This is a genomic window from Plantactinospora sp. CNZ321 (assembly GCF_004217235.1).
In genome coordinates this window covers 1,052,361-1,076,308 of record NZ_SHKQ01000001.1, presented here as the reverse complement: position 1 = coordinate 1,076,308, position 23,948 = coordinate 1,052,361, and the positions used below count along the sequence as shown (strand labels likewise).

Annotated in this window: 23 protein-coding genes and 1 pseudogene; 12 read left to right on the top strand and 12 right to left on the bottom strand. The window is 71.3% G+C overall.

Annotated features, from left to right (window positions below):
- Positions 1-49: 49 nt before the first annotated feature.
- Both EV371_RS04695 and katG read left to right on the top strand, forming a co-directional pair.
- Positions 50-487 carry a Fur family transcriptional regulator gene (locus tag EV371_RS04695; protein ID WP_130465667.1) on the top strand — a complete coding sequence of 146 codons (438 nt, stop codon included), beginning with the start codon at positions 50-52 and terminating at the stop codon, positions 485-487.
- A 25-nt stretch (positions 488-512) separates the two neighbouring features.
- Positions 513-2,744 (top strand): catalase/peroxidase HPI, encoded by a 2,232-nt coding sequence (gene katG / locus EV371_RS04690; RefSeq protein WP_130460957.1) that lies wholly within the window; start codon positions 513-515, stop codon positions 2,742-2,744.
- Positions 2,745-2,856: 112 nt separating this feature from the next.
- Here the strand turns inward: katG and EV371_RS04685 are convergent, their stop codons facing one another.
- Positions 2,857-4,290: an LPXTG cell wall anchor domain-containing protein gene (locus EV371_RS04685; protein WP_130460956.1), complete on the bottom strand. Its 1,434-nt coding sequence runs from the start codon at positions 4,288-4,290 to the stop codon at positions 2,857-2,859.
- A gap of 255 nt (positions 4,291-4,545) precedes the next feature.
- Between EV371_RS04685 and EV371_RS04680 the strand changes: the two genes are divergently transcribed.
- A complete protein-coding gene (locus tag EV371_RS04680; RefSeq protein WP_165436606.1) occupies positions 4,546-5,229 on the top strand; it encodes a DUF305 domain-containing protein in 684 nt (227 codons plus the stop codon).
- Positions 5,230-5,329: 100 nt separating this feature from the next.
- On the opposite strand, the gene EV371_RS04675 is transcribed toward EV371_RS04680, so the two are convergent.
- From EV371_RS04675 to EV371_RS04660, 4 genes are all read right to left on the bottom strand, one after another.
- Positions 5,330-7,345 (bottom strand): LVIVD repeat-containing protein, encoded by a 2,016-nt coding sequence (locus EV371_RS04675; protein WP_165436605.1) that lies wholly within the window; start codon positions 7,343-7,345, stop codon positions 5,330-5,332.
- Positions 7,346-7,489: 144 nt separating this feature from the next.
- Complete coding sequence (locus tag EV371_RS04670) at positions 7,490-8,419, bottom strand: hypothetical protein (protein ID WP_130460953.1); 930 nt, start codon at positions 8,417-8,419, stop codon at positions 7,490-7,492.
- Positions 8,420-8,588: 169 nt separating this feature from the next.
- The gene (locus EV371_RS04665; RefSeq protein WP_130465666.1) at positions 8,589-8,990 is read right to left on the bottom strand and encodes a VOC family protein; all 402 of its coding nucleotides are present in this window, start codon (positions 8,988-8,990) and stop codon (positions 8,589-8,591) included.
- A 5-nt stretch (positions 8,991-8,995) separates the two neighbouring features.
- Entirely contained in the window at positions 8,996-9,358 is a 363-nt protein-coding gene (locus tag EV371_RS04660) for a DUF1801 domain-containing protein (RefSeq protein ID WP_130460952.1), read from the bottom strand.
- A gap of 159 nt (positions 9,359-9,517) precedes the next feature.
- On the opposite strand from EV371_RS04660, the gene EV371_RS04655 reads away from it, so the two are divergent.
- Positions 9,518-10,483 (top strand): LysR family transcriptional regulator, encoded by a 966-nt coding sequence (locus tag EV371_RS04655; RefSeq protein WP_130465665.1) that lies wholly within the window; start codon positions 9,518-9,520, stop codon positions 10,481-10,483.
- 64 nt (positions 10,484-10,547) lie between these two features.
- Here the strand turns inward: EV371_RS04655 and EV371_RS04650 are convergent, their stop codons facing one another.
- Complete coding sequence (locus EV371_RS04650; RefSeq protein ID WP_130460951.1) at positions 10,548-11,930, bottom strand: YibE/F family protein; 1,383 nt, start codon at positions 11,928-11,930, stop codon at positions 10,548-10,550.
- A gap of 281 nt (positions 11,931-12,211) precedes the next feature.
- A complete protein-coding gene (gene tnpA / locus EV371_RS04645) occupies positions 12,212-12,643 on the bottom strand; it encodes an IS200/IS605 family transposase (RefSeq protein ID WP_130460950.1) in 432 nt (143 codons plus the stop codon).
- 23 nt (positions 12,644-12,666) lie between these two features.
- On the opposite strand from tnpA, the gene EV371_RS04640 reads away from it, so the two are divergent.
- Complete coding sequence (locus tag EV371_RS04640; protein WP_130460949.1) at positions 12,667-13,818, top strand: RNA-guided endonuclease InsQ/TnpB family protein; 1,152 nt, start codon at positions 12,667-12,669, stop codon at positions 13,816-13,818.
- 217 nt (positions 13,819-14,035) lie between these two features.
- Here EV371_RS04640 and EV371_RS34075 read toward each other — a convergent pair.
- Positions 14,036-14,182 (bottom strand): annotated as a pseudogene (locus tag EV371_RS34075) (TetR/AcrR family transcriptional regulator C-terminal ligand-binding domain-containing protein); the annotation flags it as partial.
- Between the two features lie 74 nt (positions 14,183-14,256).
- On the opposite strand from EV371_RS34075, the gene EV371_RS04630 reads away from it, so the two are divergent.
- The 3 genes from EV371_RS04630 (at position 14,257) to EV371_RS04620 (ending at position 16,672) form a co-directional block, all read left to right on the top strand.
- Positions 14,257-15,186, top strand: coding sequence for a DUF72 domain-containing protein (locus EV371_RS04630; RefSeq protein ID WP_130460948.1), 930 nt, complete (start codon positions 14,257-14,259; stop codon positions 15,184-15,186).
- Positions 15,183-15,998, top strand: coding sequence for an MBL fold metallo-hydrolase (locus EV371_RS04625; RefSeq protein WP_486484481.1), 816 nt, complete (start codon positions 15,183-15,185; stop codon positions 15,996-15,998). The genes EV371_RS04630 and EV371_RS04625 overlap by 4 nt, the downstream gene beginning before the upstream one ends.
- Before the next feature lie 194 nt (positions 15,999-16,192).
- On the top strand, positions 16,193-16,672 hold the full coding sequence (locus tag EV371_RS04620; protein WP_130460947.1) for a tetratricopeptide repeat protein: 480 nt from the start codon (positions 16,193-16,195) through the stop codon (positions 16,670-16,672).
- A gap of 78 nt (positions 16,673-16,750) precedes the next feature.
- On the opposite strand, the gene EV371_RS04615 is transcribed toward EV371_RS04620, so the two are convergent.
- Positions 16,751-17,455, bottom strand: a complete 705-nt coding sequence (locus EV371_RS04615) for a C39 family peptidase (RefSeq protein ID WP_130460946.1) — start codon at positions 17,453-17,455, stop codon at positions 16,751-16,753.
- Between the two features lie 421 nt (positions 17,456-17,876).
- Here EV371_RS04615 and EV371_RS04610 point away from each other — a divergent pair, with 421 nt between their 5' ends.
- Positions 17,877-18,965 carry an S-(hydroxymethyl)mycothiol dehydrogenase gene (locus tag EV371_RS04610; RefSeq protein ID WP_130460945.1) on the top strand — a complete coding sequence of 363 codons (1,089 nt, stop codon included), beginning with the start codon at positions 17,877-17,879 and terminating at the stop codon, positions 18,963-18,965.
- Complete coding sequence (locus tag EV371_RS04605) at positions 18,965-19,594, top strand: MBL fold metallo-hydrolase (RefSeq protein ID WP_130460944.1); 630 nt, start codon at positions 18,965-18,967, stop codon at positions 19,592-19,594. Before EV371_RS04610 ends, EV371_RS04605 begins: the two co-directional genes overlap by 1 nt.
- A 51-nt stretch (positions 19,595-19,645) precedes the next feature.
- Here the strand turns inward: EV371_RS04605 and EV371_RS04600 are convergent, their stop codons facing one another.
- From EV371_RS04600 to EV371_RS04590, 3 genes are all read right to left on the bottom strand, one after another.
- Complete coding sequence (locus EV371_RS04600) at positions 19,646-20,932, bottom strand: ArsB/NhaD family transporter (RefSeq protein ID WP_130460943.1); 1,287 nt, start codon at positions 20,930-20,932, stop codon at positions 19,646-19,648.
- Between the two features lie 91 nt (positions 20,933-21,023).
- Positions 21,024-21,482: a CBS domain-containing protein gene (locus EV371_RS04595; RefSeq protein WP_130460942.1), complete on the bottom strand. Its 459-nt coding sequence runs from the start codon at positions 21,480-21,482 to the stop codon at positions 21,024-21,026.
- 174 nt (positions 21,483-21,656) lie between these two features.
- Complete coding sequence (locus EV371_RS04590; RefSeq protein ID WP_130460941.1) at positions 21,657-21,929, bottom strand: cation:proton antiporter regulatory subunit; 273 nt, start codon at positions 21,927-21,929, stop codon at positions 21,657-21,659.
- A 291-nt stretch (positions 21,930-22,220) separates the two neighbouring features.
- Between EV371_RS04590 and EV371_RS04585 the strand changes: the two genes are divergently transcribed.
- The gene (locus EV371_RS04585; RefSeq protein WP_130460940.1) at positions 22,221-23,264 is read left to right on the top strand and encodes a sensor histidine kinase; all 1,044 of its coding nucleotides are present in this window, start codon (positions 22,221-22,223) and stop codon (positions 23,262-23,264) included.
- Positions 23,261-23,923 carry a response regulator gene (locus EV371_RS04580; protein ID WP_207230406.1) on the top strand — a complete coding sequence of 221 codons (663 nt, stop codon included), beginning with the start codon at positions 23,261-23,263 and terminating at the stop codon, positions 23,921-23,923. The genes EV371_RS04585 and EV371_RS04580 overlap by 4 nt, the downstream gene beginning before the upstream one ends.
- Positions 23,924-23,948: the final 25 nt, after the last annotated feature.

Here is a 23,948-nt window from a genome sequence, read left to right as displayed (position 1 = left end):
GCCCATATTCTTGACTGATTCCAGATCAGCGGCCAGACTTCCGGGCGTGATGACGACCGTGGACTACCGGCAGATGCTGCGCGGTGCCGCGTTGCGGGTGACCCGTCCTCGGGTCGCCGTGCTCGACGCGGTCTACGCGCACCCGCATGCCGACACCGATTCGATCATCGGTGCCGTGCGTACGGATCTTCCCGACGTGTCCCACCAGGCCGTCTACGACTCGCTGCACGCGCTCACCGCGGCGGGCCTGATCCGCCGCATCCAGCCGTCCGGCTCGGTGGCCCGCTACGAGTCGCGGGTCGGGGACAACCACCACCACGCCGTCTGCCGGTCGTGCGGTCGCATCTCCGACGTCGACTGCGCCGTCGGAGAGGCGCCCTGCCTGATTGCATCCAACGACGGCGGCTTCTCGATCGACGAGGCCGAGATCATTTACTGGGGGCGCTGCCCCGACTGCTCCACCGCAGGCCAGCCCCGAACCCTCTGATCCGCGAAGTCACGGAAGGAACCAGATGTCCGAGAACCACGAAGCCGTCGTCCACGACGCGGAGGCGGGCAGCGAGTCCCGCTGCCCCGTCGCGCACGGGCGTACCCCCCACCCGACCCAGGGTGGCGGCAACCGCGGTTGGTGGCCGAACCAGCTCAACCTGAAGATCCTCGCCAAGAACCCCGCGGTGGCCAACCCGCTCGGTGAGGAGTTCGACTACGCCGAGGCGTTCAAGTCCCTCGACCTGGCCGCGGTGAAGCAGGACATCGCGGAGGTGCTGACCACCTCGCAGGACTGGTGGCCGGCCGACTACGGGCACTACGGCCCGTTCATGGTCCGGATGGCGTGGCACAGCGCGGGCACCTACCGGATCAGCGACGGCCGCGGCGGCGCCGGCGCCGGCCAGCAGCGCTTCGCGCCGCTGAACAGCTGGCCGGACAACGGGAACCTCGACAAGGCCCGCCGGCTGCTCTGGCCGGTCAAGAAGAAGTACGGGCAGAGCATCTCCTGGGCCGACCTCCTGATCCTCGCCGGCAACGTCGCGCTGGAGTCGATGGGTTTCCAGACCTTCGGCTTCGCCGGTGGCCGCGTCGACGTGTGGGAGCCGGACGAGGACGTCTACTGGGGTCCCGAGAGCACCTGGCTCGGTGACGACCGCTACACCGGCGACCGTGAGCTGGAGGACCCCCTCGCAGCGGTCCAGATGGGCCTGATCTACGTCAACCCGGAGGGCCCGAACGGCAACCCGGACCCGATCGCCTCGGCCCGGGACATCCGGGAGACGTTCCGCCGGATGGCGATGAACGACGAGGAGACGGTGGCACTGATCGCCGGCGGTCACACCTTCGGCAAGACCCACGGTGCGGGCCCCACCGACCACGTCGGGCCGGAGCCCGAGGGCGCCCCGATCGAGGAGCAGGGTCTGGGCTGGAAGAGCAGCTTCGGCACCGGCAAGGGCGCGGACACGATCACCAGCGGTCTCGAGGTCACCTGGACCTACCACCCGACCCGGTGGGACAACGAGTTCTTCCACATCCTGTTCGCGTACGAGTGGGAACTGATGAAGTCGCCGGCCGGCGCGTACCAGTGGCGGCCCAAGCACGGCGCGGGCAGCGACATGGTGCCCGAGGCGCATGACCCGTCGAAGTACCGCGAGCCGCGGATGCTGACGACCGACCTCGCGCTCCGGTTCGACCCCGTCTACGAGCAGATCTCGCGGCGCTTCCGGGACAACCCGGACCAGTTCGCGGACGCGTTCGCCCGGGCGTGGTTCAAGCTGACCCACCGCGACATGGGCCCGGCCGTGCGCTACCTCGGCCCGGAGGTGCCGGCCGAGACGCTGGTCTGGCAGGACCCGATCCCGGCGGTGGACCACGAGCTGGTCGACGCCGCGGACGTCGCGGCGCTCAAGGCCCAGATCCTGGCCTCCGGACTGTCGGTGTCCCAGCTGGTCACCACCGCCTGGGCGTCGGCGTCGACCTTCCGGGGTGGTGACAAGCGCGGCGGCGCCAACGGGGCGCGCATCCGCCTGGAGCCGCAGAACGGCTGGGAGGTCAACGACCCCCACGAGCTGGCCCGGGTGCTGCACACCCTGGAGGGAATCCAGCAGGCGTTCAACGCCGCTCAGACCGGCGGGAAGAGGATCTCGATCGCCGACCTGATCGTGCTGGGCGGTTCCGCCGCCGTCGAGGAGGCGGCCAGGGCCGCCGGCCAGCCGGTGGAGGTGCCCTTCACACCGGGGCGTATGGACGCGTCGCAGGAGCAGACCGACGTGGAGTCGTTCGCGCCGCTGGAGCCGACGGCGGACGGGTTCCGCAACTACCTCGGCAAGGGCCACCGGCTTCCGGCCGAGTTCCTGCTGGTGGACCGGGCGAACCTGCTGACCCTGAGCGCGCCCGAGATGACCGTCCTGGTCGGCGGTCTGCGGGTGCTGGGTGCCAACTACCAGCAGTCGCCGCTGGGCGTCTTCACCACGACGCCCGGATCGCTGACCAACGACTTCTTCGTCAACCTGCTCGACCTGGGCACGACGTGGAAGCCGACGGCCGAGGACGCGAACACCTTCGAGGGCCGTGACTCCGCCACCGGCGAGGTCAGGTGGACGGGTACCCGGGTCGACCTCGTCTTCGGCTCCAACTCGGAACTGCGGGCGCTCGCCGAGGTCTACGCCAGCGACGACGCGCGGGAGAAGTTCGTCCGCGACTTCGTCGCGGCGTGGGTCAAGGTGATGAACCTGGACCGGTTCGACCTCGCCTGATTCCAGATCGGTCCCGGGCCGGCCCGTGCCGGTCCGGGACAGCCGCGAACCGCAGACGGCAGGTGCGCCCGCGAGGGCCGCACCTGCCGTCTGCGCTTGATACCGCTCGGCGTCAGCGACGTACCGGCCGGCGTCGCCGGCTCAGGTAGAGGAAGGCCGCACCGGCGATCAGCAGCAGCACACCGACCACGATGAAACTGATGGTCTTCGTGCCGGTGAGCGCCAGCCCACCACCGGCACCGGAGGTCGCCGTCTCGGCGTTCTCCTGGGCGGGCGGGCCCTGGGCGACGTTCGCCGCACCCGCCGGTGACTCCTCGGACGCCGGCTCGGTGGCCTGAGCGGTCGGCTTGGCAGCGCCACCTGCGGGCTTCTGCGGACTGGGCTTCTGACCGGCCGGTTGCTGCTTGTTGTCCGGCTTCTGCTCGGAATCGTCGCCGGCCGGCGGCTGCTGACCGCCGCTCGGGTTGCCGGCGGAGGGCTGCTCGTTCCCCGGCTCCTCGGCGGGCGGCTGCTCGCCGCCGGGGTTGCCGGCGGGCGGCTCCTCGCCGCCCGGGGTTTGCCCGTTGCCGGGCTCCTCGGCCGGGGGTTCCTCGTCATCCGGGTTCTCGGCCGGGGGCTGCTCGTTGCCCGGTTCCTCGGCCGGCGGCTGCTCGTTGCCGGGCTCCTCCGCCGGAGGCTGCTCTGGGGCCGGCTGGACCCGGATGCGGACCGAGTCGAGCGCGGGGATCTGGTTGGCCCGCACCATCATCGGGATGCGGTGCGAACCGTCACCGGCCCACGACGAGCACTGCGCGAGGCCGGCGGGCAGGCCGGGAACCTCGATGATCACCGAGTCCGGCTCGTCGCTGCCCTTGCCGTCCTCGGTCGCGACGAAGAACGCCGGTACCGGGGCCGGGTCGGCCGCCTCACTGGTGCTGGTCAGCATCCGGCAGGCGGTGTGGAAGTGACCCCGGACCAGGCCCTCGCCGTCGAGCAGGGAGGTCTCCAGGTAGTAGCCGCCCCGCCCGGCCGGCAGGAACCGGTCGCGGACGAGGTTGCGGGTGCTCACCACGAGCCGGAACGGCTCTCCCTCCCGTACGGTCCGTGGCGCCTGGGTGATCAGCAGGCTCGGGTTCTGCTCCGCGGCGCCGACCTCACCGAAGGCGGTCGCCACGCACCGGCCGCCCTCCTGGAAACCGGTGTGCGCGGGAAGGTTGCTCGCCTCGCAGTCGTCGCCGAGGGCGTCCAGGCCGCTGCCGCCCGGGGCGGCTCCGCCAGGGGTACCGGACGGGCTGGCCGGGCCGGTCGACGGCGGGCACTTCTCGTCGGACGTCGGCGGCGACGCCTCGGCGGTCGCGTCGTCCCCGGCGGCGCCGGGACTCTCGGACGCGGCGGCGGAGGGCGGCGAGCCAGGCTCGCAACCGGGGGCGGCTTGCTGGCTCTCCGCGTTGGAAATCTGTGTGACACCGACCAGGCCACCGAACACGGCGAGAGCGGCGGCCGCGGCAAGGAGGCGGCGGCGCTGGCCGGTACCGGTGGAGGCGCGACCGCGGTGCGACCGTCGCATGTGTGTGAACCTCCCAAGATCATGCGCGGCGGCGCGGACCGGTGGGGGTTCCGGCTGCCCCGTGACGGAGGACCGTCTTCCGGTGGCTGGCGACCCGACAACGCCCGGAGGTCGAGATCGGTGCCGCACGGGCCGTTCCGTACGCCGCACGCACACCGTAGGGACCGGTCGGTAGGTGGATCAAACGCAGCAGGCGGAAATGCGGGTTTCTTGAAGCGGAGATAATAGAAACTTATGGTGCCGGATACTCGGATAGTGTTCTCGTCGCGTCGCCGTCTCCTGATCGCCGTGCCGGTCGCCGTCATCGCCCTCGGCGCGGGGCTGTTCGCCGTGCTCCGGTCCACCGGGGACCGACCCGACGAACCGGCCGCCGCCGCCAGGGTCGTCCAACCCGGAGCGCCGGGGCAGGCCGGTCGTACCCTCTCCCCGGCCGAGCAGTCCCAACTGCCGCCGCCACCGTCGCACACCGAGGCCGACGTCCGGTTCATGCAGCGGATGATCGCGCATCACGCGCAGGCGCTGGAGATGACCGCGCTGGTCGCCGACCGTGCGGAGAGCCCCGAGGTGTTGCTGCTCGCCGGCCGGATCCAGACGTCGCAGCGGGACGAGACAACGCAGATGCAGCGCTGGCTGGCCGAACGCGGTGCGGAGGTGCCGGGCCCGCACAGTCGGCACGCCGGGCACGACGCGGCGATGCCCGGGATGCTCACCCCGGAGCAGATGGGCCGGCTGCGGCAGGCCCGGGGCAGGGAGTTCGACCGACTCTTCCTCGACTTCATGATCCGCCACCACAACGGCGCGTTGACGATGGTGCAGCAGCTCTACGCGGCCGGCGGCGGGCTGGAGCCGGCGGCCGACCGGTTCGCCCGCGAGGTCGACGCCGACCAGACGATCGAGATCAGGAGCCTGCGGGAACTGCTGACCAAGCTGCCCGACTGAGCGACAGTATGCCGACGGGCGGGTCCGGCCGGTACTCCGGCCGGACCCGCCCGGCACCGCCAGCGGTGCCTACCGTGCGTCGGCGAACCTCTGTGGAACTTCAGTCAAGGCTGGCGCACTGGCCGGCGGCAGGTCCCCGCACCGTGTTGGCCGCACCGAGGTTGATCGGCGCCGGCGAGTTGCCGGTGCAGCCCAGCGGGCCGCGCACGGTGCTGTCCGCGACGATCGGCTCGACCGTCCCGGTACGGTTCGAGGTCAGTACGGCCGGTCCGGAGATCTCGGTCTGCACGATCGCGACGCTGCCCCGCGTACCGGTGATGCTCACGGGCCCGCGCACCGCGCTCCGGTGCAGGTGCACCGCGACCGCGTTCGAGGCCGAGACCGGACCCGAGATCGACGAGTCGAGCGCGAGCAGGGCGGCACCCGGGCGAACGCTGACCGGACCGTCGACGGTCGCCCCGGTCAGACAGGTGACACCGGTGACCGTCAGCGGTCCCGTGTGCCGACCCGAGACGGTCGAGGTGCAGGTCCGGGCCAACTGGTCGAAGCGGGCCCGGGCCACCGCGAAGCTCGGCGCCCAGGTGATCCTGGTCTGGTGCTGGGCGTTGAACTCCGGCAGTCGTACCTCGCTGGCAGCCGCGATCTCGGCCGCGCTCAGGTGCTGGCTCGGCTTCAGCCCGAAGACGTCGAAGCCACGGGCGATCTCGCTGCCGAAGACTTGACCGTTGTACCAGTACGCCGACCAGAAGCCGCCGAGCACGAGGCTGGTGGGGCTGATCGGTCCCCGGTCGAAGTAGCCGATCTCGCGTGGGTTGGCCGAGTCGGTGAAGTCCAGCAGCGAGATGCCGCCCTGGTACCACGCCTGGGCCAGGATGTCCCGTCCCGGCACCGGGACGAGCGAGCCGTTGTGTGCGACGCAGTTCTCCTGGAGCGTCTGCGGTACCGGCAGCTTGTGGTAGCTGGCGAACCGCAGCTTCCGGTCCACGATGTCGAAGATCGCGTTGGCGCCCCACTGCGGTTGGTCGGTGCTCCGGCACCGTGCCGCCGTGCCGCCGCCCCACTCGTCGGTGAAGACGACCTTCGTGCCGTCGTTGTTGAACGTCGCGGAGTGCCAGTACGCGAAGTTCGGGTCGGAAACCTCGTCGATGCGTACCGGGTTGGCGGGGTCGGAGATGTCGATCAGGATGCCGTTGCCCTCGCAGGCGCCCGCCGCCAGGCCGAGGTCCGGATAGGCGGTGATGTCGTGGCATGCGTCGGTGACCGGTGACGGGCTCCACGAGCCGCCCGAGGGGTGCCTCGGGGCCGGCGGGGTGTTCTGCAACCCGTCGACCGCACCGGTCTCCGGGTCCGTGAACAGTCGGGGGCCGCTGACGACCGCAGCCTGCTCGGGGGCGGCCACCGGGACCTTGATGACGTCGATCCGCCACCGGGCCGGGTCCTCGCCGGCCGCCGAGGTGTTGTTGCAGCCGGCCATCGTGCTGACCGGGCGGACGCCGGAGGTGCCGGAGACGTACACGTAGACGTTCGCGCCGTCGTCCGGGTCGGTCACCAGGGTGTGCGTGTGCGAGCCCCGGCAGGTCTGCACGGCGGCGACCTGCGCCGGGTTCGTCACGTCGCTGATGTCGAAGACGCGGACGCCCTGGAAGCGGGTGCCGACCGAGGCATCGGTACCGCAGTCGAGACGGCCGCGACTCTCCTCCACCGACATGAAGAGCAGGTTGCCGTGGACGCTGAGGTCGCCCTGCCCGCCCGGGCACACCACGCTGGTGACCAGCGTCGGGTTGGCCGGCTGGGAGATGTCGTAGATGGTGAAGCCGTTGAAGTTGCCGATGAAGGCATGGTCGCCGCCGAAGGCGAGATCCGTTCCCGCGTAGCCGAAGTCACCCGGGTTGGCCGGGTTGACGAAGCCCGCCGGCCTGTCCCGGTGGGCCAGCAGTTCGAGGTTGCTGCTCGCGCTCTGCGCGTCCAGCCACCCCGGGCCGAGATCGATGCGCGGGTCCGGCTCGGGCTCCTGGCCCGACGCCGTCCCCGGTAACAAGGCGGCGAGGAGTATGGCTGCCGCCGCCACGCCGACCGTCCGGCGTCTCCCGCCCGATGTGCGATCCGACCGAGTCATGGATGTGTCCTCCGTGCACGATGCCCCAGCGGGTGGCGACGACGTGCGTCGGGGCGCGTGCACGCCGCGTTAGTAAGGACCGTACCGCGTGTAGTCTCGGGAAGATCATGAATATTTTGCGAGGGACGCGAAAACCACCGGCCGCTATCCGGCCGCACCGCGTTCCTCGGAAGGCTGTGGGAGGGCGGTTGCCGGCTCCCCGGTCCCGGTCCCGGGCTGGGACCGGGGAATCTGGTCGAGCACGAAGGACTCGAGTCGGTCCCATGCGGACTGAAGCAGCTCCGCCGGATCCTCGGCGGCCAGCATCTCGCGCCCCGGCACGAAGGCGCTGCGGGTGAAGTACTCGCCGTTGGCGAAGTAGCTCAGCTTCAGTACGGTGTGCCGGCCGTGGGACTGCAGCATCGGGATCAGCACCGGCCCGGGGAACGGGGACCGACAGTACGGGCAGACCTGGCAGGGTTCGCCGTCGCGCCGGCCGTCCAGGGGAACGCCGTGCCGGTCGCAGCGCCGGCACCGCCGCTGCCACGCCTGGCCCGGCGCGCTGCGCAGTCGGGGCGGTCCGACGTCACCGGCGAACGGCGACGACCCGGCGCCGGTGGGAGTGGCGGCCTGCCAGGGTCCGGCGTACGGCACCGTGCGGCGGGGATCGGTCAGCTCACGTTCCAGCCGCCGCCAGAGCCCTCGAATCCGTCCGACCAGGTGCTCGGGCACCGAACCCGGTCGTGTCTCGTCGGGGTCGCCGAGGTCGCAGCCGACGTACCGGTGCCCGTCGTCGAGCCGCAGGTGCCAGCTCCCGGGCTGGCTGGCCCGCTCGAAGACCCGCGCCCGGTAGGGGCCCTCGTACCAGGTCTGGCCGCCGAGGTCGACCAGGTCGTCGTCGGCGGCCGCGGTGACCAGGTCGGGACGCCACCGCATGGGCGTGGCCAGGTGACCCGTCTCCCGGGTGTCGGTGTCACCCCCGACGTGGCTGGGCCGACAGTCGTCCGAGCAGTACGCCGAGCCGTCGGCGGGGGCGGCGCCGCAGGGGCAGAGCCCGGACGTGGCCCGGTCGATCCGGTCGAGCAGGTTGGCCATGGTATCGCCGCCTCGGTGCAGGTGGACCCGTCCGGCGCGTCGCCGGGCGGAGACTCAACGCATTCAAGGGTATCGCTCGATGCCGATCGGTGGACCGGTGGTGCGGCGGACGCCGCCGGTGGCGCGGCGGACGGCTGAGCCCTCCGTCCGCCGCACCCCTCGGCCGGAGCTATCCCGGCCGGTCCTCCGGATACCAGCGCAGTTCGACGGTGTTGCCGTCCGGGTCGGCGACGTAGATCGAGATCGCCTCGCCGCGCGCACCGAACCGGCCGACCGGCCCCTGCAGGACGGTGAAGACCCCGGACTCGATCACCTCGGTCCAGTCCAGTGGCTCCACCACCAGGCAGATGTGGTCGACGTTCGATTCGCCCCGCTGGCCGCGTACCAGGTCGATGATGGTCTCCGGGCTGATCCGGGCGGACGGGAACGGGACCTTGCCGGCCCGCCACTCGTCGACCCGGACCGGTGCCAGTCCGAGAGTCCCGCAGTAGAACGCCAGGGAGCGTTCCACGTCCTGCACGGTGAGCACGAGATGGTCGAACGCCTTGACCTGGATCGGCTTCGCCTGCATCGTCGTCACCTCGACTCCAGGTCGGCGGCCCGGCGCAGCCAGTCGGTGAAGAGCGTCGGGTCGATCTCGTCGACGCCGTGCAGTCGCACCGACGCCATCCGGCGGGCGCCCGGGACGAGCCGCCCGGACGGGTCGGCGAGGTCCTGCCCCCGCCACAGCCCGAAGGTCAGGTACGACCGGTACCCCTTGACCAGGCAGACCGGCCGCTGCCCGGGTCTGCCCCCCAGACCCCAGGTCGGGTGACCGTGCCACATCCCGCCGGTCGCCTCCGGCAATGCCGTGTCGATGATCGGCCGGAGCTTCTCGCCGATTTCCCGCAGCGGTGCGTCGAGACCGCTCAGGTAGTCGGTGATCTCGGTGTTGCCCATTTTCTCCTCCTGTGGTCGCGCCGGTCGGCTCTGCTGCTCGGCGTCCTGGCCGGAACCCCGGTCCGCTGGTGACGCCTCTTACGATCCGCGCAACGGCGACCGGGACCAAGCCGTGATCGGGCTACGATCGTTGAACCAGATTCAACGATGGGCGTCGACGTGCTGGAACGACACGAGATCGAGACCTTCCTGACCCTCGCCGAGGAGCTGCACTTCGGCCGTACCGCGCAGCGGCTGCGGGTCACCACCGGGCGGATCAGCCACGTGGTGAAGAAGCTCGAACGCCGGGTCGGGGCGCCGCTGTTCGAGCGCACCAGCCGGGTCGTCCGGCTCACCCCGATCGGGCGGCAGCTGGCGGCCGACCTGACCCCGCTGGTGGCCGGGATCGACGAGGCCGTACGCCGGGCCGTCGACGCCGGGCGCAACGTCACCGGGCGGCTCCGGGTGGCGTTCCTGGGGGAGGGGACCGCACCGCTACTGCTCAGCGCGGTCAACCTCTTCACCAGACGGCATCCCGAGTGCGAGGTCGAGGTGCACGAGGCGCAGCTCGCGAACACCCGGTCGAGCCTGCTGGACGGCTCGGTGGACGTGCTGATCGCCTCGTTCCCGTTCGACGGGATGGCGAACGGGCCGGCGCTGCTCTCCGAGGGGCGGGTGCTCGCGGTCGCCGCCGACCATCCGCTGGCCGGCGCCGCCTCGGTCACCCTGGAGGTCCTCGCCGACCACCCGGTGGTGCAGTATCCGGCGGTCACCTCGGCCGGGTTCAAGCGCGACCGCACGCCCGAGCACACCCCGTCCGGACGGCCGGTGCCGAAGGGGCCGGTCGGGAACACCTTCTCCGAGATGCTCTCGCTGGTCGCCCTCGGTCGGGGCGTACTGCCGGTCGGCGAGCAGAGCAGGCGGTACTATCCCCGCCCCGACCTCGCGTACGTGCCGATCTCCGACGCGCCGCCGATCGAACGCGGCCCGATCTGGCTGGCCACCAACAGCACCGCCCGGGTCCGGGAGTTCGTTCGGGCCGCCGTCGACGCCAACCGGCCGGCCCCGCCCGCGCCGGCCCCGCCCGCGCCGGCCCCGCCCGCGCCGGCCCCGCCCGCGCCGGCCGCAGCGGACGGAGGCGGCTGAGCACGACGGTGACAGGCGGGTTCTCCGGCCGCCATCGTCCTGCCGTGCATTACCGCCGCTCCGGTTACGGCCTCCCCTCCGGATGACGGTCGACGAAGGCCATCCACGGATCGGTCTCCGGGGCCTCGCCACCCGCACCCACCGCTGGTCGGGCCAGGTCGGACGTCGGCCGCGCGGGCGGCTCGCCGGCCTCGACGGCACCGCGCCGGGCAGCCGGCGCGGGCCCGGCCGGGACCGGCGGCACCGGACCCGCCTGCGCGGTGTCGCGGCTGGCGGCGAGCAGTGCCGCCAGGGCGGTGGTGATCGGTACGGCGGCGATCAGCCCGATCGTGCCGACCGCGCTGCGTACCAGTTCCTGGGCGATCAGTTGACTGGTGAGCAACTCGCCGACCGGGGTGGCGGTGTCGGCGGCGAAGAGCAGCATCAACGGCAGGGAGGCGCCGGCGTACGCCAGCACGATCGTGTTGATCACCGATGCGATGTGTGCCCGACCGATCCGGGTGGCGGCGGAGTAGAGCCGCCGGAAGCCGTACCCGGGGTTGGCCAGGGCGAGTTCGCCGACCGTGGCCGACTGGGTGACCGTGACGTCGTCGAGTACCCCGAGGGAGCCGATCACGATGCCGGCGAGCAGCAGCCCACGCATGTTGACCTCGCCCTGGGTGATGGAGAGGTAGTTCGAGGTCTCGTCGGCGATCCCGGAGAGGTGGGTCGCGGCGGTGGCGATCGCGGAGAGGGCAGCGGTGATGGTCAGGCTGACCAGGGTGCCGGCCACCGCGATCGTGGTGGTCATGTTGAACCCGTGCGTCAGGTACAGCACGGTGAGCATGATCGCCGCGGCGCCGACGATGGCGACCAGCAGCGGTGAGCGCCCGTCGAGGATGGCCGGCACGATGAACATCAGCAGCACCGCGAAGGTGACGCCGAGCCCGGCCAGGGCGCTCAGGCCGCGCCACCGGCCGAAGGCGAGGACGGCGAGCGCGAACACCGCGCCGAGCACCCACAGCTGGGTGGACCGCTGGTGGTCGATGATCGAGTACTGCCGCTCCGGGCTCTCCTCCAGGTAGAGCAGCACCACGTCGTCCCCGGCGGCCACCCGGACGGCGCCCGGACCGGACGGTACGTCGGTGCTGACCCGCTGGCCGGCTCCGACACCCTCGGTCAGTTCCACGGTGACCGTGCCGCAGTCGGTCGGTGCGCCGGCCGGCAGTTCCTCCCCGGCGGGCGGGGCGGCGCAGGGGGCCGACTGGACGGCGGTGACCGTGCCGAGCACCTGGATCGGCCCGTCGGCCGGAGCGGGCGCGGGGGTGTCCCGGGGCCAGAGCAGCGCCATCGACACGAGGGTGAGGACCGCCGCCGGGATCAGCAGGGCCAGACTCAGCCGGCGCGCGGCCCGGCTGGCTGGCCGGCCGGGGCGGTGCGGGTGGCTGTGTGTGTGTTCGGAACTCATCGGCTCGACCGCTGGCCTTCCTCGTAGGCTCGTTCTGCTCCCCGGCGAACTGGAACCAGAGCGGGTACGGGTCGCGTCGGCGAGGGCTCCGGCCCCGAGCATCGCAGCCGGAGGCTCCCGACGGGCCAGCATGACACGCCGGTGACCTGCCGGACACGACCAGGACGGCCTCCGGCCCCGGCGGTCAGCGGATGAGGATGTCGGTCAGTCGGGCGGCGGTTTCCTGGTTCAGTGGTGAACAAGGTGGGAACCCCGGCCGTTCACGGCTGGGAGGAGCGCCGTCACGGATCGGGACGCTTCTGGTTCTCGATGTACTCCGTGATGACGGCCAGCGGCGCCCCGCCGCACGAGCCGGCGAAGTACGAGGGCGACCACAGGTGTCCGCCCCATAAGTAGCGGGACAGGTGGCCGCTGAACTCCTTGCGCAAGTAGCGGGCCGACACACCCTTGAGGCTGTTGACCAACTTTGACAAGGCAACCGTTGGCGGGTAGTGAATGAGCAGGTGCACGTGGTCATCCTCGCCGTTGAACTGGCGCAGTTCGGCGCCGAAGTCGGTGCACACGTCGGCCATGACCTGCTGGCACCGGTCGAGGATCGGGCCGGTGAGCGCCCCGCGCCGATACTTCGTGGTGAAGACCAAATGCGTGTGCAGGTGGTAGACGACGCTCCGGCCGCGTCTGACGTAGGGGTCTGGCGTCCATCGTGGTGACATAGACCAAATGATACGATGGTCGAGTGAAGCTGGTTGTGCAGGTGAAGCTGCTGCCGACGCCGGAGCAGGCGTCGGCACTCGCGGCGACCCTGGCCGCCTGCAACACCGCGGCGACCGAGGTCGCCGCGCTCGCCCGCCAGCTGGGCTGCTACCGCAACTACGACCTGCGACAGCACACCTACCACCGGATCAAGATTGACCACCGGCTCGGCGCCCAGGCCGCCCAGCACGTGATCAAGAAGGTCGCCGACGCTTACGCCACCCTGAAGGCGAACATCAGGGCTGGCAACCTCGGCCGGCCCGGTAGCCGTCGACGACGTCGGGCCGAAACTGGTCCGGTCCGCTTCCGGTCCGACGCCGCCCAGCCGTACGACGCCCGGATGCTGTCCTGGCAGGCCGACGCCCGAACCCTCTCCATCTGGACCGTCGCCGGCCGGCTCAAGGGCGTCGCCTACACCGGATCCGCCGACCAGCTCAGGGCGGTCGCGACCCACCCGGTCGGCGAGTCCGACCTCGTGCACCGCGACGGAAAGTGGTACCTGTACGCGACGATCGACCTGCCCGAGCCCGATACCTACGAACCGGACGGGTTCCTTGGTGTCGACATGGGCATCGTCAACATCGCCCACGACTCCGACGGCACCCGGCATGCCGGGGCCGCCCTCAACGGCTACCGCCGCCGTCAACAGCGCCTGCGTCGCCGGTTGCAGGCCAAGGGCACCACCTCCGCCCGCCGGCTGCTGGCCCGCCGCCGGAAGAAGGAAGCACGGCACGCCGCGAACGTCAACCACGCCATCGCCAAGACCATCGTGACCGAGGCTGCACGCACCGGACGCGGAATCGCCGTCGAACAGCTGACCGGCATCCGCGACCGGGTACGGCTGAGAAAGCCCCAACGGGTCACGCTGTCGTCCTGGTCGTTCCACCAACTCGGCGCCTACCTCGCCTACAAGGCGCAGCGGGCAGGTGTACCGCTGGTCGAGGTCGACCCCCGATACACCTCCCAGACCTGCCACGCCTGCGGGCACCGAGACAAGCGGAACCGACCGGCCCAGGAAACCTTCCACTGTCGGTCGTGCGGGGTCGTTGCCCACGCCGACCACAACGCGGCCCGCAACATCGCAGCACGCGGTGTCGCGGGCTGGGCAGCAGTCAACCTGCCGCACGCGGCCTAACCTCGTAGCCAGCGAGGGCGGCGACCCGCAAGCCCGACCATTCATGGCCGGGTAGTTGACTGGCCCGTGCCCGAGCAGGAAGCGGTACCAGAACAACCCGTACGCCTGGTCGACCAGGAGTTCGAGATCCAGTTCCGGGCAGATCTCGTCGCGCTCCCGACCCCCGCCGCATGATGGCGTGCAGCGCGTCCCGACGGGTCTGGGTGAACCGCCGGAAGAGGTCGGCGGTGCCGGGGTCGCAGGCCGCCTCGGCGGCCAGGGTACGCAGCATCGCCGCTGTCGCCGGCTCGTCCGCCCGGCGGAACGTGTGCCCGAGGTAGCTGCTGAAGTCCTCCCGGACCGATCCGGTGTCCGGGACCGGCACCAGCGAGTCGCTCCAGTCGGTCAGCGCCTCCGTTAGGTTTCGACCACCATGGTCGATGGGGAGAGACTGTGGACATGGGCGAGATAAAGGTGGGCACCTCCTCCTGGGCCGACCGGTCGCTGCTGACGTCCGGCTGGTACCCCCGATCGGCCAACACCCCGGCCGGGCGGCTGGCCTACTACGCCGAGCGCTTCGGCCTGGTCGAAGTGGACACCACCTACTACGCCGTACCGGCACCGGAGACGACCTCGGCCTGGGTGGACCGCACGCCACCGGACTTCACCTTCAACGTCAAGGCGTTCGGCCTGTTCACCGGGCACGGAGCGGAGCTGGCGGCGCTGCCCCGGGACCTGCGACCGGACGGCCGGGACACCGGTCGGGTACGCCGCCGCGACCTGCCGGAGCCGACCTACGACGAGCTGTGGCAGCGGTTCCGGGAGGCGGTCGCGCCGATCGCCGGGGCCGGCAAGCTCGGCGTACTGCTCTTCCAGTTCCCGCCCTGGCTGGCGCACGGCGAGCGGGCGAAGCGGCGGATCCTCGACGCCGCCGAGCGGTGCCGCCCGTGGCGGGTCGCGGTCGAGCTGCGCAACGCGTCCTGGTTCGACGGCGACAACGCGCCGGACAGCGTCGGCTTCCTCGCCCGGCACGACATCTCGATGGTCAGCGTCGACATGCCGCAGGGGCACGAGTCGTCGATCCCACCGCTGCTGCTGGCCACCGCCGAGCCGGCGGTGATGCGGTTCCACGGCCACAGTGCGGAGTGGAGCACCGGGGGAAAGGAGGACCGGTTCCGGTACGCGTACGGCGACGACGAACTCGCCGACTGGGCGAAGCGGCTGCGCGGCCTGGCCGGGGAGACCGACGAGCTGCACGTGCTGCTGAACAACTGCTGCGCGGGCCAGGCACAGCGGGACGCGGCCACCCTCGCCGGCATGCTCGGCCCCGAGGCGGACTGGCCGGGCCGGCACGCCCGGCGCCGTGCCGCCCTGCGGGTGGTGCGGTGACCGCCGGCCGTACCCTCGACTGTCGCACCGCGCGGATAGGGTGTGGGGCAAGCCACCCGGTCCGCCCCGGACCTCGCCCCCCCGGAGGTCACGCGATCATCGACGGCATCACGATCCGACAGCTCACCGGCCGGGTCTGGATCTCGCCCGGCGACCCCGACCCGGCGAACGTCCAGGCCGGGGTGGCGGTAGTCGCCGACGAGCGGGGCAGCGTCGTCATCGACGCCGGGCACAGCCCCGCACACGGCCGGGCGATCCAGGCTGCCATGCGGACCGCCGGGCTCCCCCCGGCCGGCTGGCTGGTCTACACCCACCACCACTGGGACCACGTCTGGGGCGCCTGCGCCTGGCCGGATGTGGAGATCGTCGGGCACGTCGCCGGACAGGACCTGCTCCGGCGGGAGGCGGTCCGGCCGTGGAGCCACCGCTACCTGCGCGACCAGGTGCGGGAGAACCCTCGACTCGGTCCGAGCTTCCGGGCCCGGGCGCTGGCCATGGAGACCTGGACCGATTTCAGCGTGCTGCCCCCGACCCGCACCTTCACCGACGAGCTGACCCTGCCGACCGGCGTACGGCTGCGGCACGTCGGCGGCGCACACGCGCCCGACTCGACGGTGGCGTACGTCCCGGACGCCGGGGTCGTCCTGCTCGGCGACTGCTTCTATCCACCACCGGCGCACCTGCGCGGCCCCGACGACGGCCTCGATCTGGCGATGCTGCGCGGCCTGCTCGACGACGACTACGAGTGGTACGTCGACAGCCACGGCGAGCCGGCCACGCTGGCCCAGGCCCGGCAACTGATCTCGGCCTGACCAACCGGCACCCGCTTCGCACGGTCGGTCCGGCGCTGGCGCCGCCGCGCGGATCTCGCACACCACCTGGTCGAGGAGGGCCTGCTCCGCCGCGGCCGATCCGGCGGGGTGCCCGTGATCCCGCGGTTGACCCTCGACCTAGTCGAGGCCGCAGCATCGACGGCGGCGAACCGGCCGACGCAGGGGAGTGGACGATGGGGCGGGACACCGACGGGACGATGGCGGGCATCGCCGAGGCGGTCGGCTGGGGGCAGGCCGGGCGTACCGAGGCGGCACGCGAGCGGCTCACCGAGTTGTGGGAGCGGATCGGTCCGACCGGTGATCCCTTCCACCGCTGCACGCTGGCGCACTATCTGGCCGATCTCCAGGACGACCCGGCTGAGGAACTCCGCTGGGACCTGCGGGCGTTGGAGGCGGCCGACACGCTCACCGACGAGCGGGTCCAGCGGCACGACAGTAGCTTCCAGGTCGCGGCGTTCCGGCCGTCGTTGCAGCTCAACCTCGCCGAGGACTACCGCAAGCTGGGCCGGCCGGACCGGGCCCGGGAGCACCTGACCCTCGCCCGGGATGCGCTGCCGACCCTCGGCGACGACCCGTACGGCCAGATGATCAGGGACGGTGTCGAACGGCTCGCGGCACTGCTGGCCGGCACCGACCCGACGGTCGGTACCTGACGACCCGGAGAACCCGGTAGACGGCGAAAGGGCCAGCCCCGGTCGGGGCTGGCCCTTTCGTGTGGTGTCCGGTTCTGGTTATGCGGAGTAGCCGCGTTCGGCGGCCCAGTTGGCCAGGGTGATGGTGCTCATCCAGTACTCGGCCTGGTTCGGGTTGGCCGGGTCAGCGATCCTGACCTTACGGCCGTGGTCGTCGTAGCCGACCACCGTCAGGTAGTGCCCACCCGGGTACGAGTGCGACACACCATCGACATCGGTGGCGGTGCCCTTGATGTTCATCACCACCGGACGGTTACCGTCGATCGCGTTGACCACGTCGACCTGGAGCCGGTCCATCTGCTCCGGCTTCGCCGTGGCGTCCGGGATCGCGACCGTGTGGTAGTCCTTACCACCGGCGGAGTTGAGCACCCGGGTGGTGTCCTCGGCCGAGTCCGTTCCCGCCTCGGTCGTGTGCAACTGCCGTGCCATCTCGTCCTGGCTCGGCGTCTGTCCCTGCGCGGTCAGGGCGATCCTGGTCGCGGCCGGCGCGCAGTAGTAGAAGTTCTCCTGCGCCTTGTACTGGTAGTCGAGGACCTTCGACGGTGCCCGCTTGTCGATCTGCCTGATGTCGGCGGTCACCGCCGCCGCGGTCGGCGAGCCGCCCGGGGTCGGGTTGTTGTCCATCGCGATCACGGGGCCGGCGAACGCGCCACCGACGACGGCGAGTCCGGCGACACCCAGCGCGGTCTTACGGATCGGAGTCTTCTCGGTGATGGCCGGGAGCCATCGGTTGACGAAAGTCATGATGGTCGCCTTCCATTCCGGGGGTACGACACCACCCGACAGACGGGCAGGTCGAAAGGAAAGAAACCCGAAGAAACTCGGGGGGAAAACCAAAGCCCCACAGCACAACACCCCTGCGGGCGGCCCCGCCGGGGCGTGCTGCTGCGGACGTACGCCAGGTATAACCATGGCCGGCGGCCCGGTGTTCCGCGATCCGGCCCCACCACCGACGGCGATCATGACCAAAAATCGGACATCCGGCTTCGGACGGGACGCCGGGCCCCGGAGTCCGGTCCGGGAAGGCCGGAGGGCGGCGAACTCGCCGTCCCGGATCGGCCCGACCGCGACGGTCGTCCCGAATCCCGGTGGTTGCCGGCCGGTGCGAAGGAGGCCGTGGCCTGCCAGACTTCCTGGTGCGGGACCGAGATCTTGAGGAGGCAGCGTGAGCCAGGAAGTGCGCGGGGTCATTGCCAGGGCCAAGGGTGCGCCGGTCGAGGTCACCACCATCGTCGTACCGGATCCCGGCCCCGGCGAGGCCGTGGTGCGGGTGCAGGCCTGCGGCGTGTGCCACACCGACCTGCACTACCGCGAGGGTGGCATCAACGACGACTTCCCGTTCCTGCTCGGGCACGAGGCCGCCGGAATCGTCGAGCAGGTTGGTGCCGGGGTGACCGACGTCGAGCCGGGCGACTTCGTGGTGCTCAACTGGCGGGCGGTCTGCGGCACCTGCCGGGCGTGCCGGCGCGGCAGGCCGTGGTACTGCTTTGCCACCCACAACGCCGGGCAGAAGATGACCCTGACCGACGGCACCGAACTCTCCCCGGCGCTCGGGATCGGCGCCTTCGTGGAGAAGACCCTGGTACACGCCGGGCAGTGCACCAGGGTCGACCCGGCCGCCCGGCCAGCCGCCGTCGGGCTGCTCGGCTGCGGTGTGATGGCCGGCCTCGGCGCGGCGGTGAACACCGGCGGCGTGACCCGGGGCGACTCGGTCGCGGTCATCGGCTGCGGTGGAGTCGGCGACGGCGCCGTGGCCGGCGCGGCGCTGGCCGGCGCGACCACGATCATCGCGGTCGACACCGACCCGCGAAAGCTGGACTGGGCCAGGGGATTCGGCGCCACGCACACCGTCAACGCCAGCGAGACCGACCCGGTGGCGGCGATCCGGGAGCTGACCGGCGGATTCGGCGCGGACGTGGTGATCGAGGCGGTCGGGCGGCCGGAGACCTGGAAGCAGGCGTTCTACGCCCGCGACCTGGCCGGCACGGTCGTGCTGGTCGGGGTGCCCACCCCGGAGATGAAGGTTCCCGACCTGCCGTTGCTCGACGTCTTCGGCCGGGGCGGCGCGCTCAAGTCGAGCTGGTACGGCGACTGCCTGCCGGACCGGGACTTTCCGATGTTGACCTCGCTCTACCTTCAGGGCCGGCTCGACCTGGACGCGTTCGTCACCGAGGAGATCGCCCTCGACCAGGTGGAGGCCGCGTTCGACAAGATGGGCCAGGGCGACGTGCTGCGATCGGTGGTGATCCTCTGATGGCGGTCCGCATCGACCACGCGGTCACCTCGGGTACCTTCTCGCTCGACGGCCAGACCTTCGAGGTGGACAACAATCTCTGGGTGGTCGGCGACGACGCCGAGTGCGTGGTGATCGACGCGCCGCACGACGTGGGCGCGATCCTGGCCGCGGTCGGCGACCGGCGGGTACTCGCCATCCTGGCCACGCACGCCCACGACGACCACGTGCGGGTCGCGCCGGAGCTGGCCGAGGCGACCGGTGCGCGGGTACTGCTGCACCCGGCGGACCGGGTGCTCTGGGACATGGTGCACCCGGGGCTGCCGCCCGGCGGGGAACTGCGGGACGGGCAGTCGATCGAGGTGGCCGGGGTCACGCTGGAGGTCCGGCACACCCCCGGCCACAGCCCCGGGGCCTGTTCGCTGTACGCGCCCGGTCTCGGGGCGGTCTTCACCGGCGACACCCTGTTCCAGGGTGGCCCCGGGGCGACCGGTCGGTCGTTCAGCGACTTCGGCACGATCGTCGAGTCGATCCGGCAGCGGCTGTTGAGCCTGCCGCCGGAGACGGTGGTGCACACCGGGCACGGACCGAGTACCACCATCGGTGCCGAGGCACCGCATCTCGACGAGTGGCTGGCCCGGGGCCACTGATCCGGCAACCCGGCGCGGAGCGCACCGCTTCCGCGCCGGGCCGGACCGGTATCACATGAAGTACCGCAGCCAGACGTAGACCCAGGCGAGCACGGTACTCAGCAGCGTGACGATGATGCCGTACCGGGTGAACTGCCAGAACGAGATCCGGTGGCCGGTACGGGCGGCTATGCCGATCGCCACCACGTTGGCGCTGGCGGCGACCGCCGTGCCGTTGCCGCCGAAGTCCGCGCCGAGGGCGAAGGCCCACCACAGTGCCTGCCCGGTGGTCGGGTCGGGCGCCTCGGCCACCAGCCCCTCCACCACCGGAGCCATGGTGGCGACGTACGGGATGTTGTCGAAGAAGGCACCGAGCACCGCCGAGCCGAAGAGCAGCGCGGTCGCGGCGGCGAAGAAGTCGCCGTCGACCTGGTCGATCACCCACCCGCCGAACGTGGTGATCACGCCGGTGTGCACCAGGCCGGCGACCATCACGAACAGGCCCACGAAGAAGACCAGGGTCGGCCACTCGACCTCGTCGAGCACCTCGGACACGTCCATCTTGGACACCAGCAGCATCACGCCGGCGCCGACCATCGCCACCACCGACGGGTCGATGTGCAGGACCGAGTGCAGTCCGAAGGCGACCACCACCAGGCCGAGGACGACCAGGCAGCGGACCAGCAGCCGTACGTCGGTGATCGCCCGCCGCTCCTGCAGTGCCAGTACCGCCTCGACGTGTTCCGGGTTGTACTGGAACGACTTGCGGAACAGCACCCGGGTGAAGACGACGAAGACCGCGAAGATCACCACGACCACCGGGGCCATGTGCACCAGAAAGTCCGTGAAGGTCAACCCGGCGCGGCTGCCGATGATGATGTTGGGCGGGTCACCGATGAGGGTCGCGGCACCGCCGATGTTGGAGGCGAGGATCTCGGCGATCAGGTACGGCTGCGCCGGTATGTGCAGCCGGTTGCAGACCACCACCGTGACCGGGGCGACCAGCATGATCGTCGTGACGTTGTCCAGGAACGGCGAGGCGATGGCGGTGATCAGCATCAGCATCACCATCAGCCGGTACGGCCGGCCGGACGACTTCTTGGCGGCCCAGATCGCCAGGTAGTCGAAGAGACCCGTCTGTTTCAGCACGCCTACGATGATCATCATCCCGAGCAGCAGGAAGATGACTTTCCAGTCGATCCCCTCGTGCTCGGAGAAGTAGACGTCCGCCCCCGGCGCGAAGCCGAACACCAGCATCGCGGCGGCGGCGATCAGCACCACCTTGACCTTGTCCACCTTCTCGGTGGCGATGAAGAAGAACGCCACCACGAAGATGACGAGCGCCGCCAGGGCGCTCATCGCACGAACTCCGGTCGGGAGGTGCCCCCCGGCGGCGCGGTGCCGGGGCAACCGTCCGCCGCACGACGCGCGGCGGCCGGCCCGGCCGGGGTCAGGTGTCCGAGTCCACCACCGCGAACTCGGCGAGTACCCGGTCCAGGGTGATCGCCCCGACCAGTACCCCGGCGCCGTCGACCACGGCCACCAGCGGGCTGCGCTGGCGAGCCATCAGTGCGGCGACCTCCAGCAGCGTTCCGTCCAGGCCGACGGTCGTCACCCGGTCCGGTTCCCGGAACAGACAGTCGCCCACGGTCAGGTTGTCCAGTTCCTCCCAGAAGAGGTCGGCGCGGGCCTCGTCGATGGTCCGGGCCAGCACCGCATCCTCCCGGTACGCCCTCGGCACCGCCATCCGGAGCACCTGGGTGCCGGGGAGCACGGTCTTTGGTCTGCCGCGGTCGTCCACCACGATCATTCCGGGCAGCCGGCGCAGGGCCATCAGCCGGACCGCGCGGGCCACCGAATCGCGGACGGTCACCGTCGGCACCACCACGGCGATCTGCTGCGCCTGCATTCCACCATCTCCCCGGGCGCGGGCCGGCGTTGGCCGTCGCGCCGCAACGGTAGGGCTTGAGGGATTCTCCGACAATCCCGAAGGACTCTTCGACAACATAGCCCCCCTGCGACGACGGGTTCTCCGGGCGCCGGGGGGCCTGGCCGGCGATGCGGCCGCGGGTGCGTACCGCGATCACGCGGATCCGCCGTGCAGCTCGGCGAGGCGGCGCTCCAGGTTGGCGAGCCGGTCGGCGATCGGGGCGGTGTGCAGCACCTCCGCGATCTGGTCGGCCTCGTCCTGTTCCAGCGTGATCCGCTCCACCGGTACGTCCGGATCGTCCGGTCCGTAGATCAGCAGGGACCGTAGGCCGCTCTGGTCCAGCAGTACGCCGAATCGTTGCCCGCCCCGGGTCAGGAAGTGGTTCACGACGCCGACGCCGGGAACTGTGGTCCGGGTGATATCCACTTAGGGCCTCGCTCGGGGTAGGGGCGGCGTGGCGGCGCCGTCCCGTACGCCGGCCGTGCTCGTAGGCTCGGTCGCAGGGGCTCGGATGCCGGTTCCGGTCTCGGTCTCGGGTTGGCCGCCGGTTCCGGTATCAAGAATTCGCCGGAAGCGGCCCACCCGACCATCGGGTCGGACACCCATCTGTGGTGGGGTGGGACATGCAGGTCACCCACGGTGCTGACCCGTCGGCCCGACCGCGGTGGGTGCCCGACCAGATGGACAAACCGGTAGCTCACGGGCGAGGCTGGCAGGGTGACCGACACCACCGACCGGACAGGGGAGCCCGGACCGGACGCCCCGGGGCAGTCCGGCCGCCCCGGTCGCCGCGCCCCGGCCCAGGCGCTGTTCCGGCGGCTGTTCCTGCTCAACGGCCTGGTCTTCACGATCGGCACGCTGGTGCTGGCGCTCTCCCCGGCCACCGTATCCTCACCGGTGCTGCTGGCCGAGATCCCGGTGCTGACCGTCGGGCTGGCGCTGATCCTGGCGGTGAACGCCCTGCTGCTGCGGGCCAGCCTGGCCCCGCTGGACGCGCTGACCACGCTGATGCGCCGGGTCGACCTGCTGCGATCCGGGGATCGGCTGGTGGACGCCGGCAACGGTGACCTGACCAACCTGATCGAGACCTTCAACGCGATGCTCGACCGGCTGGAGGCCGAGCGCAGCGCCAGCAGCGCGCACGCGCTCGCCGCGCAGGAGGGGGAGCGGCAGCGGATCGCCCGGGAACTGCACGACGAGATCGGGCAGAGCCTCACGGTGGTGCTGCTGGGACTCAAACGGGCGGTCGACCGGGCCCCGGCCGAACTGCGCGAGGAGTTGCACGCGGTGCAGGAGACGCTGCGGGAGAGCCTCGACGACGTGGGACGGGTGGCCCGGCGGCTCCGGCCGGACGTCCTGACCGACCTCGGGCTGCTCAGCGCACTCAACGCGCTGGCGACCGAGTTTTCCCAGGTCAGTGGGGTGCCGGTGGTGCGGCGATCAACACCGGACCTGCCTGCGCTGAGTGCGGAAAAGGAGCTGGTGATCTACCGGATCGCCCAGGAGAGCCTGACCAACGTGGCCCGACACGCCCGGGCCGGCCGGGTCGAACTGTCGCTGCGGGCCGGGGCCGGCACGGTGGTGCTACGGGTCGCCGACGACGGCCTCGGCGAGGTACGCGAGGAAGGCGCCGGCATTCGGGGGATGCGGGAGCGGGCGCTGTTGATCGGGGCCCGGTTGACCATCACCGCCACAGCCGGCGCCGGCACCGAGGTCCGGCTCACCGTGCCGGCCTGCGGACCGGGGGAGAGGGGGGCGTGAGCGTGTCCACGACGAAGACCCGCATCCTGCTGGCGGACGACCACGCGCTGGTCCGGCGGGGCCTGCGGCTGATCCTCGACGCCGAGCCCGACCTGCGGGTGGTGGCCGAGGCCGCCGACGGGGCGGAGGCGGTGGAGGCGGTCCGGCGCACCGAGGTCGACCTGGTCATCCTGGACATCGCGATGCCGAGGTTGACCGGCCTCCAGGCGGCCCGGGAGATCTCCCGGCGAGCGCCCGGGGTACGGATCCTGATGCTGTCCATGCACGACAACGAGCAGTACTTCTTCGAGGCGCTTCGGGCCGGGGCCTCCGGCTACGTGCTCAAGTCGGTCGCCGACCGGGACCTGCTGGAGGCGTGCCGGGCGGCGATGCGCGGCGAGCCGTTTCTCTACCCGGGTGCGATCACCGCGCTGATCCGGGACTACCTGCACCGGGCCCGGCAGGGCGAGAAGCTGCCGGAGAGCATCCTGACGCCCCGCGAGGAGGAGATCATAAAGCTGATCGCCGAGGGCAATTCGGCCAAGGAGATCGCCGAGGCGCTGGTGATAAGCGTGAAGACGGTCGACCGGCACCGCGCCAACATCCTGGCCAAACTCGGCATGCGGGACCGGATAGACCTCACCCGGTACGCCATCCGGGCCGGCCTGGTCGAGCCCTGACCCGCGCCTGGTCGAGCCCTGACCC